The 18,105-nt window shown below is 48.7% G+C and carries 18 protein-coding genes and 1 tRNA gene; 10 read left to right on the top strand and 9 right to left on the bottom strand.

What is annotated here, in order from left to right; translation table 11 throughout:
• Window positions 1-9: 9 nt before the first annotated feature.
• On the top strand, window positions 10-288 hold the full coding sequence (yccX, locus tag EIP93_RS13815; RefSeq protein WP_103860381.1) for an acylphosphatase: 279 nt from the start codon (window positions 10-12) through the stop codon (window positions 286-288).
• 12 nt (window positions 289-300) lie between these two features.
• Here yccX and tusE read toward each other — a convergent pair whose 3' ends face one another.
• From tusE to yccA, 4 genes are all read right to left on the bottom strand, one after another.
• Window positions 301-630 (bottom strand): sulfurtransferase TusE, encoded by a 330-nt coding sequence (gene tusE / locus EIP93_RS13810; protein WP_103860382.1) that lies wholly within the window; start codon window positions 628-630, stop codon window positions 301-303.
• Between the two features lie 72 nt (window positions 631-702).
• Window positions 703-1,908 carry an ISL3 family transposase gene (locus EIP93_RS13805; protein ID WP_102119601.1) on the bottom strand — a complete coding sequence of 402 codons (1,206 nt, stop codon included), beginning with the start codon at window positions 1,906-1,908 and terminating at the stop codon, window positions 703-705.
• A 143-nt stretch (window positions 1,909-2,051) separates the two neighbouring features.
• Entirely contained in the window at window positions 2,052-3,227 is a 1,176-nt protein-coding gene (locus EIP93_RS13800) for an IS4 family transposase (RefSeq protein ID WP_125232845.1), read from the bottom strand.
• A 120-nt stretch (window positions 3,228-3,347) separates the two neighbouring features.
• Entirely contained in the window at window positions 3,348-4,007 is a 660-nt protein-coding gene (gene yccA / locus EIP93_RS13795; RefSeq protein WP_103860384.1) for an FtsH protease modulator YccA, read from the bottom strand.
• 289 nt (window positions 4,008-4,296) lie between these two features.
• On the opposite strand from yccA, the gene EIP93_RS13790 reads away from it, so the two are divergent.
• A tRNA-Ser gene (locus EIP93_RS13790) sits at window positions 4,297-4,384 on the top strand.
• A 392-nt stretch (window positions 4,385-4,776) separates the two neighbouring features.
• On the opposite strand, the gene EIP93_RS13785 is transcribed toward EIP93_RS13790, so the two are convergent.
• Window positions 4,777-5,031, bottom strand: coding sequence for a biofilm/acid-resistance regulator YmgB/AriR (locus EIP93_RS13785; RefSeq protein ID WP_103860385.1), 255 nt, complete (start codon window positions 5,029-5,031; stop codon window positions 4,777-4,779).
• Between the two features lie 503 nt (window positions 5,032-5,534).
• Between EIP93_RS13785 and EIP93_RS13780 the strand changes: the two genes are divergently transcribed.
• The 3 genes from EIP93_RS13780 (at window position 5,535) to EIP93_RS13770 (ending at window position 7,117) form a co-directional block, all read left to right on the top strand.
• A complete protein-coding gene (locus EIP93_RS13780; RefSeq protein WP_105879746.1) occupies window positions 5,535-5,957 on the top strand; it encodes an NUDIX hydrolase in 423 nt (140 codons plus the stop codon).
• Window positions 5,958-6,045: 88 nt separating this feature from the next.
• Entirely contained in the window at window positions 6,046-6,573 is a 528-nt protein-coding gene (locus EIP93_RS13775; RefSeq protein ID WP_125232844.1) for an isochorismatase family protein, read from the top strand.
• 115 nt (window positions 6,574-6,688) lie between these two features.
• On the top strand, window positions 6,689-7,117 hold the full coding sequence (locus EIP93_RS13770; RefSeq protein WP_125232843.1) for a universal stress protein: 429 nt from the start codon (window positions 6,689-6,691) through the stop codon (window positions 7,115-7,117).
• A gap of 48 nt (window positions 7,118-7,165) precedes the next feature.
• Here EIP93_RS13770 and EIP93_RS13765 read toward each other — a convergent pair whose 3' ends face one another.
• Together EIP93_RS13765 and EIP93_RS13760 are read right to left on the bottom strand one after the other, a co-directional pair.
• The gene (locus tag EIP93_RS13765) at window positions 7,166-7,672 is read right to left on the bottom strand and encodes a 2-thiouracil desulfurase family protein (protein WP_103860389.1); all 507 of its coding nucleotides are present in this window, start codon (window positions 7,670-7,672) and stop codon (window positions 7,166-7,168) included.
• A gap of 83 nt (window positions 7,673-7,755) precedes the next feature.
• Complete coding sequence (locus tag EIP93_RS13760; RefSeq protein WP_040031708.1) at window positions 7,756-7,941, bottom strand: GhoT/OrtT family toxin; 186 nt, start codon at window positions 7,939-7,941, stop codon at window positions 7,756-7,758.
• A 155-nt stretch (window positions 7,942-8,096) separates the two neighbouring features.
• Here EIP93_RS13760 and EIP93_RS13755 point away from each other — a divergent pair, with 155 nt between their 5' ends.
• From EIP93_RS13755 to EIP93_RS13745, 3 genes are all read left to right on the top strand, one after another.
• Window positions 8,097-8,396, top strand: coding sequence for a hypothetical protein (locus EIP93_RS13755; RefSeq protein WP_072036800.1), 300 nt, complete (start codon window positions 8,097-8,099; stop codon window positions 8,394-8,396).
• A 158-nt stretch (window positions 8,397-8,554) separates the two neighbouring features.
• Entirely contained in the window at window positions 8,555-8,836 is a 282-nt protein-coding gene (locus EIP93_RS13750) for a hypothetical protein (RefSeq protein WP_103860390.1), read from the top strand.
• Between the two features lie 853 nt (window positions 8,837-9,689).
• Entirely contained in the window at window positions 9,690-11,354 is a 1,665-nt protein-coding gene (locus EIP93_RS13745; protein ID WP_116586767.1) for a methyl-accepting chemotaxis protein, read from the top strand.
• Between the two features lie 110 nt (window positions 11,355-11,464).
• On the opposite strand, the gene EIP93_RS13740 is transcribed toward EIP93_RS13745, so the two are convergent.
• Complete coding sequence (locus tag EIP93_RS13740) at window positions 11,465-12,988, bottom strand: PepSY-associated TM helix domain-containing protein (RefSeq protein ID WP_105879742.1); 1,524 nt, start codon at window positions 12,986-12,988, stop codon at window positions 11,465-11,467.
• A 102-nt stretch (window positions 12,989-13,090) separates the two neighbouring features.
• Window positions 13,091-13,582: a DUF2946 domain-containing protein gene (locus EIP93_RS13735; protein ID WP_103939977.1), complete on the bottom strand. Its 492-nt coding sequence runs from the start codon at window positions 13,580-13,582 to the stop codon at window positions 13,091-13,093.
• Window positions 13,583-14,025: 443 nt separating this feature from the next.
• Here EIP93_RS13735 and EIP93_RS13730 point away from each other — a divergent pair, with 443 nt between their 5' ends.
• Entirely contained in the window at window positions 14,026-15,528 is a 1,503-nt protein-coding gene (locus EIP93_RS13730; RefSeq protein WP_103861075.1) for a glucan biosynthesis protein G, read from the top strand.
• The gene (gene mdoH / locus EIP93_RS13725) at window positions 15,521-18,085 is read left to right on the top strand and encodes a glucans biosynthesis glucosyltransferase MdoH (protein ID WP_125232842.1); all 2,565 of its coding nucleotides are present in this window, start codon (window positions 15,521-15,523) and stop codon (window positions 18,083-18,085) included. The genes EIP93_RS13730 and mdoH overlap by 8 nt, the downstream gene beginning before the upstream one ends.
• Window positions 18,086-18,105: the final 20 nt, after the last annotated feature.

The following is an 18,105-nucleotide window of genomic DNA, read 5'->3' as shown; positions in this document are numbered from 1 at the left end:
GGGGAGAAGATGACAAAGATAGCGACTGTCGCCTATGTCTATGGTGTGGTTCAGGGCGTTGGATTTCGTTACAGCACGCAGCATCAGGCTATGCGTCTTGGGCTCAATGGGTATGCACGCAATTGTGATGATGGCAGTGTGGAGGTGGTCGCAAGCGGTGAAGCTCATGCGGTAGACGCGTTGATTGAGTGGTTGAAACAAGGGGGCCCACGAAGCGCCAGAGTTGATAAGGTGCTTATTGAGCCACATGGCAAGACGGACTATGAAAGTTTTACGATCCGCTATTGAATCTGGGTGACGCTAGATGCATTTCACCGGTTTGGGTAAGCCGGCGATTTTAGTTGCCTGCTTGGCTGGCCCTTTTGGAAACAGTTTATACAGGTAGCGGCTATTTCCTTTCTCCTCACCATATTTTTGCGCCATCGCCTTAACCAACATACGTATCGCGGGGGACGTATTGAATTCCTGATAAAAATTCCGCACAAACCGGACGACTTCCCAATGTGGTTCGGTCAACACGATGCCTTCCTGTTCCGCTAACACGTGAGCCAATGCTTCACTCCATACGGTGCTGTCCATCAGGTAACCCTGCGCGTCAGTTGCGATTGTTCGCCCTTCAAACTCCAACATCTTCTCTCCGACTGCGATATCTCAGCCCGCAGTTTAACAAATTTTGCTGTCTGCACTGGAGTAAAAAAAGGTTCATCGCGCTTTACCGGGGAACGCTGCTTTAATTTTCAGGAAGAAGTAGTCGTTATCCCGGTATCCATAAGCCATTCGCTTTAGTACCTTGATTTTGTTATTCATCCCCTCCAGCACACTCGTATTCAGACGATGTTCAGCACTGGCGATTATCCCGCTCACGTAGCCCTTGAGCTTATCTGCAAACTGCTGCAGCGCTTTTATATCGCTCTCCTGAGACTGCCTGTACCATTCATCCCAGCGATGCCGGGCGACCTCCTTATCCGGCGCATACCACAGCTCTTTCAGCGCAGTTTTCATCACGTACACGGTGTTCAGCGGCTGGTTTGCCTCCAGCAACTCTGCTAGCTTTACATCATGACCTGCTGGCAGATTTTCAGCGTTACGCAGCAACAGCCAGCGACTGCGCTTGATAACCTTCCGGGCTTTCGCGTTGTCACGTAGCTGATTCGCCTGGTCAACCCGCACCCTGTCGATGACCTCGCGACCGAACTTCGCCACCACGTGGAACAAGTCATAGACCACTTCCGCCTGTGGGCATTGCTCCCTGACTTCAAGGTCCAGCGCCGTGTTCATGTCCATTGCGACAGACTCGATAGCCGCGCAGCCTTCCGGTCCCAGCCAGGTGAAGAACGGGCGGAAGGCCGCGCGGCTGCGACCTTCCCCGACCCACAGCACCTGCTGCGTATCAGCGTCCACGACCACAGTGGCATAGCGATGACCTTTAAACAGGGCGAACTCATCCATTATCAGGCGACGAAGTGTATGTCGCTCTGGCTCCTGCAATTCCCGACGCAAACGGCGGAGGTCGATATTCTTGATGGTGTGCCAGTGCAGGCCAGTCAGCTGTGCTACGTGCTTCACGGGGAGTAGACGGCTAAGAGACTCAACCCAGACTGATAATGTAGAGGTGTAACGCTGCCTCTCAGGCAACCAGGAGATACGTTCGGTGGCAACACCGCAGCAGGCGCAGCGAAGACGACGAACAGGAACCAGAAGCGTGACGCGCCAGTGCAGCAAATCCCGCTCACGAACCTGACGTACAGAGACATCATGAACGGCACAGTCTCTTCGGCCACACCGGCGGCACTGGGGTGTAAAACTGGGTTCTGGGCGAAGCGTAATAAGCAGCGCATCAGATGAGGAATGGGAAAAGGAGTCAACGGTAAAGCCTTCCCAGAAAAGGGAAGAGAGGTTAGCATTCATGGCAGACGGCGGTTGAGTGGTCGGTTAGTGTTTTGGCGAATACAAAACTAACCACTTTTACCGCCGTTTTCTATTGGTTCACGCTTAAGCGCGATGAACCTAAAAAAAGCCCCAGATGGGCTGAGGGATCCCCAGAAACATCATCAATACACCATGATGATGTTTCGATAGGCTCTCACTATGTCTGCATAAACCCTGTCGGGGTTCATTCCCGACAGGAGTCCCGGTGACTGCCGGATGACATTTTCACTCAACGTCAGATACGACAATACCCTTCGTGATTTCTCACTGTTCGCCTGAAACCATCGATTTATCCCCTTACTTTCAAGGTAGTATCCCGTCAGCCACATGATGATGCTGTAGAGCGTTGCGACCAGGCAAAGCACGGATAGTCGCTTTTCTCCCCGGCTTTTACTTGCCCGCAGCCCCAGACCATAACGTTCACTTTTCTCATCTCTGAAGTTCTGCTCTATCTGCATACGGCGACTGTAAATTTTGACTATCTCACGGGGTTTATATCCCATCAGGCTGGTAAAAAGCAGCCACGGTTCGCGCGCATTTTTACGGTACATCCTGTCCGTTTTAGGGAAGCGCTGGCTGCCTTTCCTGCCCGTTGCCCGCTTATGAACCGTATAGAAATGCCCGAGGCAGTCACGGCAGGCGCTGCGCGCCAGTCGCCCAAATCCCAGATAGCATGGCTTAGCAACTGACGTGATATCCCGCGCCATCTGCCATCCTTCATCCCCGATTATCTGAAAATAGAGGCTACCTCTGACACGTCCGACAAAATGCCAACCCAGAGAGCGAATGTGGTGAAACCAGTTGCTACGAAAGCCTGCATCGGTCACGACAATGACCTGTTTATCTTTGCCGATGGCGGCAGCCATCTGATCGAGAAAGTCGTTCTGGACGGTAGAGTTATTCTGGTATTGAGAGGAAACGACTTTACTCATCAGCGGGATAGCTCTGCCATCGCATAATAAACTTGCCCGTAAAACGCTGAGTTCCGATGATGGATAGCCGCTCCAGTCCACAGCAATAACACATAATGAAAGGCCGCGCGTGAGGCGGGATACAAGCTGCCGGTAGACGGTGGGAATATCGCTGAACATCAGATCGCTGTTGAGATGCCGGTCAACACGCTTAATCTTGTGCTTAACACGTGCCGAGCCAGGCAGGTATCTGCCAATACTGGTAAGGGAGAGCGAAGCACCACGAGTCAGGGCAACGGTCATATCGAGCAGGGCGTTTTTACGGTACTGATGAAGTGAGTTGAGGGACTGACTGAAAAATTTATGGCAAACTTGTGAAGCAGGCATAGAGGAGTGACCTTACTTTTTGGTGGAACACTAAGTAGATCACAACCTTCTATGCCTGTCTTTATTTATGGGGAGCCGTCAGCCCAGATGGGGCTTTCTCGGTGCGGCAATAGACGAGACTTAGTCGTTACGCATGATGCCCAGAATGCTCAACAGGCTAACGAAGATATTGTATATCGCGACGTACAGGCTAACTGTTGCCCGGATGTAGTTGGTTTCGCCACCGTGAATGATGTTACTGGTTTCCCACAGAATGGCACCCGCAGAGAACAGAATAAACAGGGCACTGATTGCCAAATGCAGGGCCGGAATCTGCAAGAACAGATTGGCGATAACGGCAACAACCAGAACGACGAATCCTGCCATCATCATGCCAGACAGGAAGGACATATCCTTACGTGTTGTTAAGACATAAGCTGAACAGCAGAAGAACACCACAGCTGTACCGCCCAGCGCTAACATGACAATGTCGCCTGCGCCGGAAGAAATCAGCGAGCTTAAAATCGGGCCCAGCGTATAACCCATGAATCCGGTCAGTGCGAACGCCGCCAGAATACCGGCAGGGCTGTTAGCCAGCTTGTGCGTCAGGAACATCAGACCATAAAACCCAACCAGCATCAGAATTAAGCCAGGTGCGGGCAGGTTAAGTACGGTACTTGCCGTTGCGGTAACGGCGGAAAAACCCAGTGTCAGCGACAGCAGGAAATAAGTATTACGCAGCACTTTATGGGTGCTGAGTAGCGAGCTTTCACGGGTAGAGGAAACAACAATACGATCCATAGTCAGCGACTCTCTCTTCAGGGTGCTATTATCCAATGTCAAAGAGTAAATAGTTGCAGGGCGTTATTAAAGGTGGTTTACCCTTCTTTACGCTGAAGTTTTTTCATTCTGTGTGCCAGCGCTCGTATTTTGTTCTGCAAGTCTTGTGGTGCCCGAGATAAATTGCACTATTTTATCTGTCATGTGGCGTTTTTACGTACAATTGCGTTGCGTTAGGTTATTTTTCAGGCAATCGAGCGCTGTGATGCTTTACAAGATTTCACACACTGTTTATAGTTCGCGTCATTGCGGAGGAGTGGCCGAGTGGTTGAAGGCACCGGTCTTGAAAACCGGCGACGCGAAAGTGTTCTAGAGTTCGAATCTCTACTCCTCCGCCAAAAAAATTCAACGGGTTAGCTTAGGCTAGCCCGTTTTCGTTTCTGCTATCAAATCCCAGAATCGTTTTTTATCTTGTGGTGCTGATGTGCCGATTGTCCGTAACAACGTCCGCGCTGAGCATGTTGTAATGTGTAGCGAAGACACGAGGCGGATTCTCTCATCAACTATTCATTCAGAAATGAATGCTAACGATTGGTAAAAAATAAATAAGCGCCGCGTTACTTATTATTAATAAATCGATAGTTATTGCTCCAGAATAATAACAATATAAATACCGATGTTATTTAGCAGTCATATATTAATAGTCAGCTGTGCGTACATTAAATAAAATGCCCAGATTAGAAAGTATAAACGTTACTGAAAAACGATAGATTGATGTATTGACTACAGATTAAATCAGGAAGTCATCCTGAGTTTTATAAACAACTAGATCTAGCAATGTGCGATATTTTTCCTGAAAAACGGCATTGGCTTCTGTTTCAATCTTGTGGACTAATTTAGCGATGATGGCTTTGTTACTGACGGAATGGCCAGATTGAATGATCTCTTCCACAATGTTGCCAAGCATTTCCATATCGCTGATCTGAGAGTCAAGGCTGAAGACATCAGATATCAGGAGCTCGTTTTGGGGCACTTCTGAATGCATTGCTTTTCCTCCCTTTAGCGCTTTCTGACGTGGTCAATGCACGCCTTGTCAGACAGCACGAACGCGTTATCCGCCAGACATGAAGAAATGGTTACTTAACTTTAGTCGATCATACGCATAAAACCAGTCGATAAGATAAATAAACACAGCGTTACTCAACGATGCTGCCAAACGTGAAAGGATGATGGCGATCAATGGTCAGGCGGATAAATATGAATTGATTGTTCCCTGCCAATATTATGTCTGAAATAATTATGCGAGATACATGACTTCAATAAGTTAAACATAACGAGAGGAAAGGAGGCAGGGAAAAACATTAACTGAACATAAAGACTATTAATGCATTTTGATTACATCCTATAAGATTTTGATCTGTACAAGAAGATGACATTTTTCTGCGATACAGGCTGTTTATCAATAAATGTCTTTTTGTCAAAAAATGTCCGTTTACCCAAAAATGTATTTTTATCAAAAGAGTGCTGTAGTTTACTTGGAGCGTTGGCATGCAAAAGATCAGAGCAAAAGCAGTTTGTCTTTTCCGCAATAATGGCAAGATTCTGTTAGCAGAAGGGCATGACCCAATAAAAGATGAGCACTATGTGTTGCCGCTCGGGGGTGGCATCGATTTTGGCGAACTGTCGCAGGCCGCGGCGGAGAGGGAAGTTCAGGAGGAAATCAGTGCAGCGACCAAGGACTTTTCGCTGTTGGGCGTTTCAGAGAATATTTTCTCCTACAATGGCAAACCGGGCCATGAGATTGTCTTTGTTTATGAGGCTCGTTTTCAGGATGAGTCGCTTTATCAACAAGATACCATTCATGGTATAGAGACAAACGGTGTTCCGATCATTACCCGCTGGTTTGATATTGATTTGCTGCGTTCAGGGGAAATCAGGTTTTATCCTCATGGTATAGTGGATATGATCTAGCCAGAACTGACGGGTTGGTATGATGATAGGCCGTTGCCTCCGTGATGATAATACGTGCCGATGTTAAGCGTCGAAATAAGGAAAAAAGATGCAGGTTTTGATAGTGATTGATATGCAAAATGCGGTTTTTGCAACGCCAAGAGCGCGGCAAGCGCAGACGGTCGCATTGATAAACCAGCTTTCAGATGCAGCAGATCGGACGATCTTTATTCAGCATGAGGAAGACGGCATGCTGTCTGGCAGCGAGGGATGGCAGTTATTACCTGAGTTGCACCAGCCTGAGGGCAGTTTGTCGATCACCAAAACGGCGTGTGATGCATTTTACCGCACGTCGTTAGCCGATGTGCTGGCTGAGTTGGGCGTTAACCACCTTACGATTTGCGGATGTGCGACGGATTATTGCGTTGATGCAACCATTAAAAATGCAGCCAGCCGCGGCTATGCGTTGACGATTGCAGCTGATGCCCACACGACGGCCAATCGCGGCGAACTGAAAGCTGAACAGCTCATCACGCATTACAACGACGTGTGGCGGAATTTTATTATTCCGGGCAACACGATTACGGTAGAAACCACGGAGCACATCGTTGCTTCATGGCGATCGGTATCAGGTTAAAACTTGCAGGCAACATGCGTAAAAGTGAACGGGATCATATTCTGCTGACGAGGAGCAGACTACGCTTCTTACAGACTGACAGATAATCAGTTATCCACGACGGGGAGAGGTGATTATGTACACGAGCATCCTGGTACCAGTAGATATAGAAGAAGATGAACTCACCACGCACGCGCTTGCGCATGCCGTCAGGTTGGCTAAAATGTCGGGTGCCGCAATTCACCTCTTTCATTCCCTCCCAGATGCGTCAGCATTTTTATCTGCTTATTCTTTTGGCATAAAAGAGTTTGAGAATGAGGCGGTGGTGAAAGCGAATGACAAGCTGAAATCACTGATGAAAACGATCGACCTTCCTGCATCGCGTTTGTCATGCAGCGTCAGCTTCGGATCGGCCAGAGACGAAGTGTTAGCGCTGGCGGAGGAGATTAATGCAGATTTAATTGTCATCGGTTCACGGCGACCGAATGTGAAAACCTATCTGCTTGGCTCAAATGCTGCCGCCATTGTTCGCCATGCGAAAATGTCAGTGCTAGTTATCCGTTAGTTTTTGCATAACGCTGCTGTCGCGTTTGGTTATGGGACAGCAGCGACACTATGCGTCAGCATGGTTATCGCAATACTCAACCCGTTCAATCAACTGCTCGATCTCGCGATCGGAAAACACGTCGATACCGTGGTGGCGCAGCAATTCTGCGGTGACGCCGCTGCCTGCCGTTTGTGAACCATCAAATCGTCCGCTGTATATGATGCGACTGCCGCAGGATGGGCTTCCTTCTGTAAGGAGAGCGAAGCGGCAGTTATGCTGTTGTGCCATTTGCAGTGTTAGCCAGGCGCCCAGGATATAACGCTCGGTTACATCACCACCGGTTGCTTCGACAACTTTGGCACCAGCCTTGATGACCGAATTGCCACCCGAGGCCGGAATAATCTCCGCTGAAGGTCTGGGCGTTGAGAAACCCGCAGCGAGTTCCGGGCAAAACGTAATCAGCCTTTCCTGTTGTCGCCATTGGGCAAGGTACTCGCCGACAGATTTCTTTTCAGTACCGTTATAGCGAACAGGGAAGCCGGACAGGCAGGCGCTGATCAGAATGTTATGCATTGTGGGATATTCCCTCTAAAAGGCGAGCATTGGCGTTGCGGCATTGAGTCATTATGCGCGTTGTGCGGAAGATAAACGCCGTTTCAAAAAATGGAGAACAACAGGACAACAGGAAAACTCATCGGCCAGGTTAGTCCGACTATTAATGACGCAAAAAATCGGATGAACAGGGATTTGTCTTTACTTAACAAGAATGTCACGATCAGGGAAACGACAAAGCCGATCGTGTAGGTAAGTTTGATGAGTTCCCAGAGGGAGTGATGTGGCACGTTTGTTTCCTTTTATCCTCGAAGCGCCTGCATTTTATGTTGTTAATATTTTATGATCAATTTTTTAACCCATAATGGGTAGTCGTGAGGCATCGCTCTGCGGTGTGTATTTTGTACTACAGTTACTATCCTCTGGTTAAAATGAGACCTTCGGTATGAAAACAACACTGGCTGTTGCGATGGTGTGTGCTGTTGCCCTGCTTTCTGTTTCTACACCTAGTATGGCGAAAAATTCTCGGATTTCTGATGAACAGATCAAAGAAAAGATTATTCAGGAATCAATTTCTTCTTATTCTGGTAATTGCCCTTGTCCTTATAATTCAGCGCGTAATGGTAGCAAGTGCGGTAAGCGTAGCGCATGGAGTCGGGCAGGAGGCGATTCGCCAATTTGTTACAAAGACGACGTGACCAGAAAAATGATTGATGACTGGAGAATGAAAAATGGAAATACATAGCATTCGACAGAAAAATAAAAATAGCGAAATAATAATCTCTTTGCTAAGAAATTAATTAAACTATTTATGTGACAGAAATATTAAATTTTTATTTCAGTATGGACATTGTAGGCTGGCTGTCATAGCTTACTATTTTACCCCATGAGAAAGGTAATAAAATGAGTGAGATATCTAGCCTGTCCCTGAAAATTTCCCCAGAGCTGAAAGAAAAAATCAAAGCGGCTGCCTTGGAAAACGAAGTATCTATCAGTGCAGAAGTCAGTGCCCGGTTACTGAGAAGCTTTGATGAAAGCCACCAGGCCTCTGAACTGTCTTCTGAAGCGGTGGATAGTCAAGGTACGGAGGAAGTGGGTGCAGAAGCGCCATTGACGCAGAAAGAACTCAAGAAACTCAGGGAATTACTGAAAGGTAAATCTAAAGCGACTTCCAAGAAAAAGTAATGCTGGAATGTGATTCTGATCTCTGATTGATTTAAAGAATAGAGAACAAAATTAAATCACCCAGACACCTTGATAAAAAGGTGTCTGGGTGAGTCTTTTTTGCTCCCCCTGATGTTCGTATAGCACGTGGATATCACCGAAAAGCACGTTATCCCACGCCATTTTCCTCATTTTTCATATATCGCCATTCCCTGCATGCGGTTGAATATAAATTCAAACAGTATTTATTTAAATGTATAACAAATTGTTATTATTTATTTTTGATTTTATTGTTATATCCTAAATACAATATTCATTTTTCTAAAGTCTATATATCTTATAAATAGATAGATTTTAAAAAAATGATCGATTTAATAGATATTAATGTCATAAGTTAGAAAATATAAAGATTATCTACAAAAGGCCGATACCCCCTTCGGCGTAAGGAAGAGGTGTTCTGGTTTTTATTCACCCTTGTCGCTGCTATTTAACCACTAATTTTAGTGACGGTAATGTTCTTGGGCTTTAGGGAACATGGGAATGTAAGAAGCCAGTCATGGTACGAGAACGTGCGGTAAAAGATGAGGTGTAAAGGATGACGTTTTTTCCACTGCCAGTATGTGCAGATGTCTTGCACCCAGCGCCGTATCTGGCTAGACCAGTTCGACCGCGCCGTGATGGATGTGGTTTGATGGACCATGCCTATCAACATATTGTTTATGTTTCTCACCAGGGCATATAAATAATCTGTCCAGAGATGTGTATTTTTTGTTATGAAAAAGAGTATTGGAGCTATCTGTATTTATTGAATAAATATTAATTTTTCAATTATATATTTTTATACAGATAGAGAAAATTAATTAAGGAGATGTTAATGAGTTTATCCAACTGGCGTATAGGATATCGATTAGGGGCGGGGTTTTCCTTTCTGGTCTTAATGCTTTTGGTAATTGGCAGCGTTGCAATTTCAAAATTAAGTGATTTTCACGAAAAAATGGATGAGATTGTTTCGCAAAACTATCCGCTCACCGTCAAAAGTAACAAGCTCATTGATGAGCTGAACGGTTACCTCAATAATCAGCAGCTGTTGTTATTACTCAAATCAGAAAGCGAAATCAATAAACAGCTGGCGCTGAACAAAGAGCGTTCAGGGAAAATATCTGAACTCATGGAGTATCTGAACCAGTCTGTTAATGACGATAAATCTGTTGCGGTACTGCGTGATATTAGCGATATCCGACGCGATTTCCTTGGTTCAGCGAATAAACTCTCATCACTGGTCTCAGCAGGGAACACCGACGCCGCTGCCGAAGAGTACTTCAATGTAACGCGTGTTACTCAAGCGAAATACACCAGCAAAGTCAGCGAGTTCATCGATATACAGGATGATAAAATGTCATCCTCAGCGCAAGCGGTGGGTGACAGCTATAAAAATGCGCTGATGGTTCTCGCTACGATCATTATCATCAGTGCACTGGCTGGATTGATTATTGCTTCACTGATCACCCGCAGCGTCACTCAGCCTATACAAGAAGCGCTGGGTGTGGCCGAAAATGTCGCGAAAGGCGATCTGACCTCTGAAATTTATACCGATCGTAAAGATGAAACCGGTCAACTGTTATCTGCCTTGAATAATATGAACAGTAGCCTAAGGCAGATTGTCAGCCAGGTGCGCGATGGCGCAGAAACGATCTCTAGCGCGGCATCGCAAATTGCTGCGGGGAATCAGGATTTGTCTGCCCGAACGGAAGAACAGGCAAGCTCGCTGGAAGAAACCGCGTCATCGATGGAACAATTGACGTCGACAATAAGAAATACCGCTGATAATACGACGCAGGCAACAGACCTTGCGGCCAGCGCTTCTGAAACGGTGAAAAAAAGCGGTGCCATGATGGAAACGGTAACGCAGGAAATGCGCGGTATCCGCGATTCGTCACAGCGTATGGCGGAAATTATTGGCGTGATTGATGGCATTGCATTCCAAACCAATATTCTGGCGCTGAATGCGGCTGTTGAAGCGGCACGAGCAGGTGAACAGGGTAGAGGGTTCGCCGTTGTCGCCAGCGAGGTCCGCGCGTTGGCTCAGCGCAGCGCTACGGCGGCAAAAGAAATCAAAGAGCTTATCGATGATTCGTTCAAGAAAGTACAGGATGGCATGGGGCTGGTAGAAGAAACTGGCGTTACGATGAACTCATTGGTGATGAACGTGCAGGGCGTAACGGGAATCATCAGCGAAATTGCGCAGGCCAGCCGTGAGCAAAGCGATGGAATCAATCAGATCAACTTAGCCGTTGGGCAGATTGATACCACAACTCAGCAAAACGCCGCATTGGTTGAAGAATCTGCCGCCGCTGCACTCTCTTTACAGGATCAGGCAAATAGCCTCGCGCGTACGGTCAGCGTGTTCAATCTTGGCGCATCGTATAAAAGCGCGGCGTTAAGTAGAAAAGCAGATGCGCCTGCACTGGCTGCACCTAAAAGTGCCCGTACAGAAAAAACGTCTGCTAAAGGTGAATTGGCGGATTGGACGACGTTCTAACGTCTTGTCGTTAACCTGTATTGTTGATTGACCGCCATTATGTTGCACAAATTGTGTAGCACAATGGCGGTCTTTTTATTGGCGTGTCGAGCGGAATGGAAGTGAAGAAATCAGCTTTTAGCGATAGTTTGCTTAGGATTATTCATATACCACCGAACAACGTCAATCAGCAGGAAGATGAGCAGGCTGATCCCCATGACGGGCAAGCTCACTGCCAGTAGTAGCGTAATAAGCGCAATCAACACGCGCTGAAAGACAGGAACCATTAACCATGCTGCCGTCAGCGTGTTGACTGGATTCGCGTCATGGTGAGATTTTGGACGACGTATCCACCACATCCTGTAACCCCATACAATCATCGTACAGAGCCCAAGACCAAACGCCGCGAGGATGAGTTGGTTTGGTAAACCGAATAACACACCCATGTGGGCATCCACTCCCCAGCGGGTGAGCTTGGCGGCAAGCGGGAAGGTGTTGAAATCGGTTTTGTCTACAATCTCCAGCGTATCTGGGTTAACCGACACGGCATCAACCTGCGTTGGCCAGGAACGATCGATCTCAGTGACGGTCCAGGCACGGTGCGGCTTGGTGGCAGGGCGGATTTCGATTTTATTGGCATCAATCCCAGCATGACGTGCGGTAGCCAACACCTCATCAAATAGCTCGGGTGAAGAGGCGTCAACATCCCCCATTGGCATCGACGCATGGTGTTCAGCGTGCTCATCCGTAGTCATCGCCATATCGTGACCGTGCATCATGTCGTGATGAGACATCGGTGCGGGCAACTGTGTGTTCACCGATGGGGTCTGCCACCCTAACGCCGTACGCGCGATAGAAATGTTGCTTCCCGCCCATTGCGACCAGGTTAACCCCGTGACAGAGAAAAAGAGCAACCCAAGCACAAGAGTCAGCCCCATCGTGGCGTGCCAGTGGCGTAAACGCTGCGTCTTTGCTGTTGTTGTCTGGCTATTTTTTAATTTCCGTCGTTTGGTCGCTGACGACAGATGTCGGGTTGACCACCAAATAACAATGCCGCCCAGTGCTGCGACCCATAGCCAGGATGCTGCCAGTTCGCTGTAATTACGCCCGACATCGCCTAACAGCAGCCCGCGGTGCAGGTAATCAAGCCAGGTACGGAAGGGCAGAATGCCGCTGGTACCGTAAACAATCTCACTGCCGCGATTTTCCAGCGAAACGGGATCGATGAAAACGGCGCGACTTTCTGATGGCCCCAATTCCGGCAAAGCAAACATGACGCGGGTGGTTTCTCCGGCGGCAGGCGCAGGGCGTATCGCCAGTAATTTTGCATCCTGATGGTGAGTGAGCCCCGCCTGTGCAGCATGGATTTGCTCAGCCAGAGAGTGCGTCGTCCCCTGACTTTCTGTGAAAAGCTGGTGTGAATACAGCCGATTTTCAATCTGCGGTGTCAGGACATACAGCGTCCCTGTCAGGGCAGCGACAAAAATAAAAGGACCGACAAAAATACCGATATAAAAATGAAGCCGGATGAACAGGGCAACGATTGCGGCACGTGGCGATACGTTATCCATCGCGTGTTTATCCGACGCAGTTTCTGCGGCTGGGCGCGCGCCAGAGGCGGCAGCAGTGGCTGATGCCTGATTAGGGTGTGACATAGAACCCTCTGAAATCACTTAGCAAAAAAATGATCAAACGCCACACCTGAAAGGGTATAGCGTGATGCGTTGTAAATGCACATAAGCATGATGATGCGTGATTCAGAAAGGCGGGGCGCGGACTACAGGAGAAGCATAACGTTCAGGAAGGACAGTGCGGGAGATAAAGTGAATAACCAGCGCTTCCGATAAAGACGCCGTCAGTATGGGATTGAGAGATCCTGTTGCGAACAGCGCTGGCGTATACGAAAAGAGTACGCAGTAACCGCAAGCAGCATGATCCATCATCATGGACGGTGATGAGGGAGAATGGTGTGATTGCGTCGCGTGATGCCCAGACATCTCATGTCCGGTATGATTATGATGCGGTTCGGTTATACTGTCGCGGGTGGACGCGGTTGTATCATGCGCGCTGGTCGTATGTGCCGTAGCACTATGTGTAGTAGAACCAAGCGTGCTTGTACCCTCTTCATGAGGATGGGCCCCATGAAGCACCAGTGTTTGTGAAATCACTGGGGCAATGAAGATGGTCAAAATAGCGAAGATGCCGACCCAGGCTGGGAAACTTCGCCGTCGTAGCGCGGACAAAAGCATAGCAGTCTTAATTCAACAATACCGGGTTCAGCCGAGGAGTGTACTTTACTTGTCCCTGCATTGTTACACAAATGTTTATACCCGGCATACTGCAAGTGACATATGAAGCGCTGTCGCTATTCGTTCCGATTCCTATCAATGACACGTCAGGAGATTGTACGGGCGTAAACGGAATAATCCTACGCACGCGCAGGTCGATATTCGCTATAGTCCGTGGCTGTTTTCCATTTTTACAACCCGGTTTATCATGCTTTAGCGTTCTCGTTGTTTAAACGCTGACCTATTATGATGAACAATATCTTTATCAAGTTGTAGGAAAGCTAACTTATCCATTAATATGGATTTTAGTTGATTGAAGCACACCAACAGGGGGAGCTGTGCTGGATAATAAATTTGGGTTTAAACAGCGGGTTGCTAGCCTTCGCTGGCTGTCCGCCGCCATTATGCTGTCTGTAAGCGCAGTGCCTGCTTGGGCATTTTCTATTGATGATGTGGCACAGCAAGCTGAAAAGCTGGCACAAAAGGGTTTTGAAGCGCCGAAAAGTAATCTTCCTGCGCAATTTCGTGATATGAAATTTGCGGACTACCAGCAGATTCGTTTCAATAACGATAAATCATACTGGAATAATGTACAGACGCCTTTCAAGCTCCAGTTTTACCATCAGGGCATGTATTTCGATACGCCGGTAAAAATTAATGAAGTGACGGCGACAACGGTTGATGAGATTAAATACTCTCCTGAGTATTTTGATTTTGGTTCCGTTAATCACGATCCTGAAACGGTTAAAAATCTCGGCTTTGCTGGTTTTAAAGTTCTCTATCCGATCAATAAAGCAGATAAGAACGATGAAATTGTCAGCATGTTGGGTGCCAGCTATTTCCGTGTGGTAGGTAAAGGCCAGATTTATGGCTTGTCCGCCCGTGGTCTGGCTATCGATACCGCGTTGCCTTCTGGTGAAGAGTTCCCGCGTTTTCGTGAATTCTGGATTGAACGTCCAAAAGCGAATGATAAACACCTGGTGATTTATGCGCTGCTGGATTCTCCGCGTGCCGCAGGGGCTTACCGTTTTACCGTTTATCCTGGTCGTGACAGCGTCGTAGATGTTCAGGCTAAAGTCTTCCTGCGTGATAAAGTGGGCAAGCTGGGTATCGCTCCGCTGACCAGTATGTATCTGTTTGGGCCGAATCAGCCGTCACCAACGCTGAACTATCGTCCAGCGCTGAACGACTCTAACGGTCTGTCAATCCATGCCGGTAATGGTGAATGGATTTGGCGTCCGTTGAATAATCCGAAGCACCTGTCCGTGAGCACGTATGCGGTAGAGAACCCGAAAGGATTTGGTCTGCTGCAGCGTGGCCGTGATTTCGCTGCCTACGAAGATCTTGACGACCGTTACGATCTGCGTCCAAGCGGCTGGATTGAGCCGAAAGGCGAGTGGGGCAAAGGGAAAGTTGAACTGGTTGAAATCCCTACCGCGGATGAAACCAACGACAACATCGTTGCCTTCTGGACGCCGGATGTGTTGCCTGAAACGGGCAAACCGCTGGATATTAAATATCGTCTGCACTTTACGCGCGACGAAGATCAACTGCACTCCCCGAACATTGCCTATGTTCAACAGACTCGCCGTTCTGCCGGTGATGTTAAACAATCTAACCTGATCCGCCAGCCTGACGGCACGATCGCTTACATTGTGGACTTTATTGGACCGAATTTAAAAGAGTTGGATGAGAACGCTCCGGTAGCCTCTCAGGTCAGCATTGGCGATAACGGCGAGATTGTAGAAAATAATGTTCGCTATAACCCGGTAACTCATGGCTGGCGTCTGACGCTGCGTTTGCGTGTGAAGGATGCGAAACAGCCGACTGAAATGAGAGCTGCGTTGGTTAATGGCGAGACGACATTGACTGAAACCTGGAGCAATCAGCTGCCTGCTAATGAATAAGTCAACTTCTTCTCTCGATTACATTGAGAAACTACCTCTGCCTGCTCCGCAGGCAGAGGTTCTTCGCGAAAAATTACCGCAAGCGGCCTGGAACGATCAGGCCGTTTTGCATCAGGCCTTGTCTGAAGGTAACCAGCCTGAAGGTAGCCAGGTCAATGTTCAGTCTGAAGAGGATGCAGCGTTGCATTCCGTGCAGGCTCGTCTTGAAATGGCCTGGGTTGATGGTCTGGACAACGGTAAGCAGCTAGGAACAGACAGAGAAGGGCGGACGGCATTAAAAGCGATGCCCGTCATTACCCGTGCCTCTATGTTCCCTGATGTTTGGCGGACGAACCCACTGATTCGCTGGTGGGAAAGTCTGCTGGGCCGTACTGTACCGCCTCGTCCTCATTACAGCCCGGAAGAGAAAATTTCCGAAAACCGCTGGCGTCTGGTGGGGACAATCCGCCGCTATATTCTGCTGGCGTTGACGCTGTTCCAGACGGCGATCGCAACCTGGTACATGAAAACCATCCTGCCTTATCAGGGGTGGGCGCTGATCGATCCGTTTGAAATGGCGGGTCAACCTTGGACGCGTTCGGTGATGCAACTGCTGCCTTATGTGTTGCAAAGCGGCATACTCGTTCTGTTTGCGGTGCTGTTCTGTTGGGTGTCGGCCGGGTTCTGGACCGCACTGATGGGGTTCCTGCAACTGCTGATTGGTCGAGACAAATACAGCATCTCTTCCACGACGGTGGGTAACGAGGCGCTGAATCCTGAGCATCGCACGGCGTTAATCATGCCGATTTGTAACGAAGACGTAGAACGCGTGTTTGCGGGATTACGTGCCACGTATGAATCAGTTGAAGCGACGGGCAACCTTGAGCATTTTGATATTTACGTCCTGAGCGACAGTAACGATCCCGATATCTGCGTAGCAGAGCAAAAAGCCTGGATGGAACTGTGCCGTGATGTTGGTGGAGCAGGGCGTATCTTCTATCGCCGTCGCCGTCGTCGCGTCAAACGTAAGAGCGGAAATATCGATGATTTCTGCCGCCGCTGGGGTAACCAGTATAGCTATATGGTGATTCTGGATGCCGATAGCGTGATGAGCGGTGAATGTCTGACGTCTCTGGTCAGACTGATGGAAGCGAACCCGAACGCTGGTATCATCCAGTCCTCGCCGAAAGCCTCTGGCATGGATACGCTGTACGCACGTTGCCAGCAGTTTGCAACGCGTGTTTACGGCCCGTTGTTCACCGCTGGCCTGCATTTTTGGCAACTGGGTGAGTCGCATTACTGGGGGCATAACGCGATTATCCGCGTTAAACCGTTCATCGAGCACTGTGCCTTGGCACCGCTGCCGGGTGAAGGTTCGTTCGCTGGTGCGATTCTGTCTCACGACTTCGTTGAAGCTGCGCTGATGCGTCGTGCAGGATGGGGCGTGTGGATCGCATACGACCTGCCGGGAAGCTATGAAGAGCTGCCACCTAACCTGTTGGATGAACTGAAACGTGACCGCCGCTGGTGCCATGGTAACCTGATGAATTTCCGGTTGTTCCTGGTTAAAGGCATGCATCCGGTTCACCGTGCCGTGTTCCTTACTGGTGTGATGTCTTATCTGTCTGCACCGCTGTGGTTTATGTTCTTGGTGCTCTCTACAGCCTTACAGGTTGTGCATACGCTGATGGAACCACAGTACTTCTTGCAGCCTCGACAGCTGTTCCCCGTCTGGCCACAGTGGCGGCCAGAACTGGCTATCGCACTCTTTTCAACGACATTAGTCTTGCTGTTCTTGCCAAAACTGTTGAGCGTGATTCTGGTGTGGGCGAAAGGGGCAAAAGAGTACGGCGGTGCTGTCCGAGTATTCCTTTCTCTGCTGCTGGAAATGCTGTTCTCGGTTCTGCTGGCACCGGTTCGTATGCTGTTCCATACGGTGTTTGTAGTCAGTGCGTTTCTCGGCTGGTCGGTGCAGTGGAATTCTCCACAGCGTGACGATGATGCGACGCCGTGGAGCGAAGCATTTGTGCGCCACGGTTCCCAGCTGATTCTCGGACTGGTCTGGGCGATTGGCATGGCATGGTTGGATCTGCGCTTCTTGTGGTGGCTGTCACCGATTGTCTTCTCACTGATTCTGTCGCCATTCGTGTCGGTTTATTCGAGCCGTGCGGTCTTGGGACTGAGCTGTAAGCGTGCGAAGTTGTTGATGATACCGGAAGAGTTTAATCCGCCGCGCGAACTGGTCGCTACGGATGAATATTGCCGATTGAACCACCAACGTAGACTCGATAACGGGTTTATGCAGGCTGTCTTTGATCCGTCAGTTAACGCCCTTGCCAGTGCAATGGCAACGGCGCGTCATCGCTTTAGCCAGGCAATTGAAGACGTACGTGAGCAGAATGTACGTGATGCCTTGAGTCGTAAGCCAGAAGAGGTGAGCAATAATCAGCGTCTTGCATTGCTTAGCGATCCCGTTACGATCTCGCGCTTGCACTACCATGTGTGGCAAAAACCGGAAGCGTATACTGCGTGGGTTGAGTCTTACCAAAAACTTCCCGCACTTCATATCAAAAGCTAACTGCTTGTAGTGTAGAAAAT

This window comes from Pectobacterium versatile, assembly GCF_003932035.1.
In the GTDB taxonomy this organism is placed as follows: domain Bacteria; phylum Pseudomonadota; class Gammaproteobacteria; order Enterobacterales; family Enterobacteriaceae; genus Pectobacterium; species Pectobacterium versatile.
This window is presented reverse-complemented; position numbering and strand designations above follow the sequence as displayed.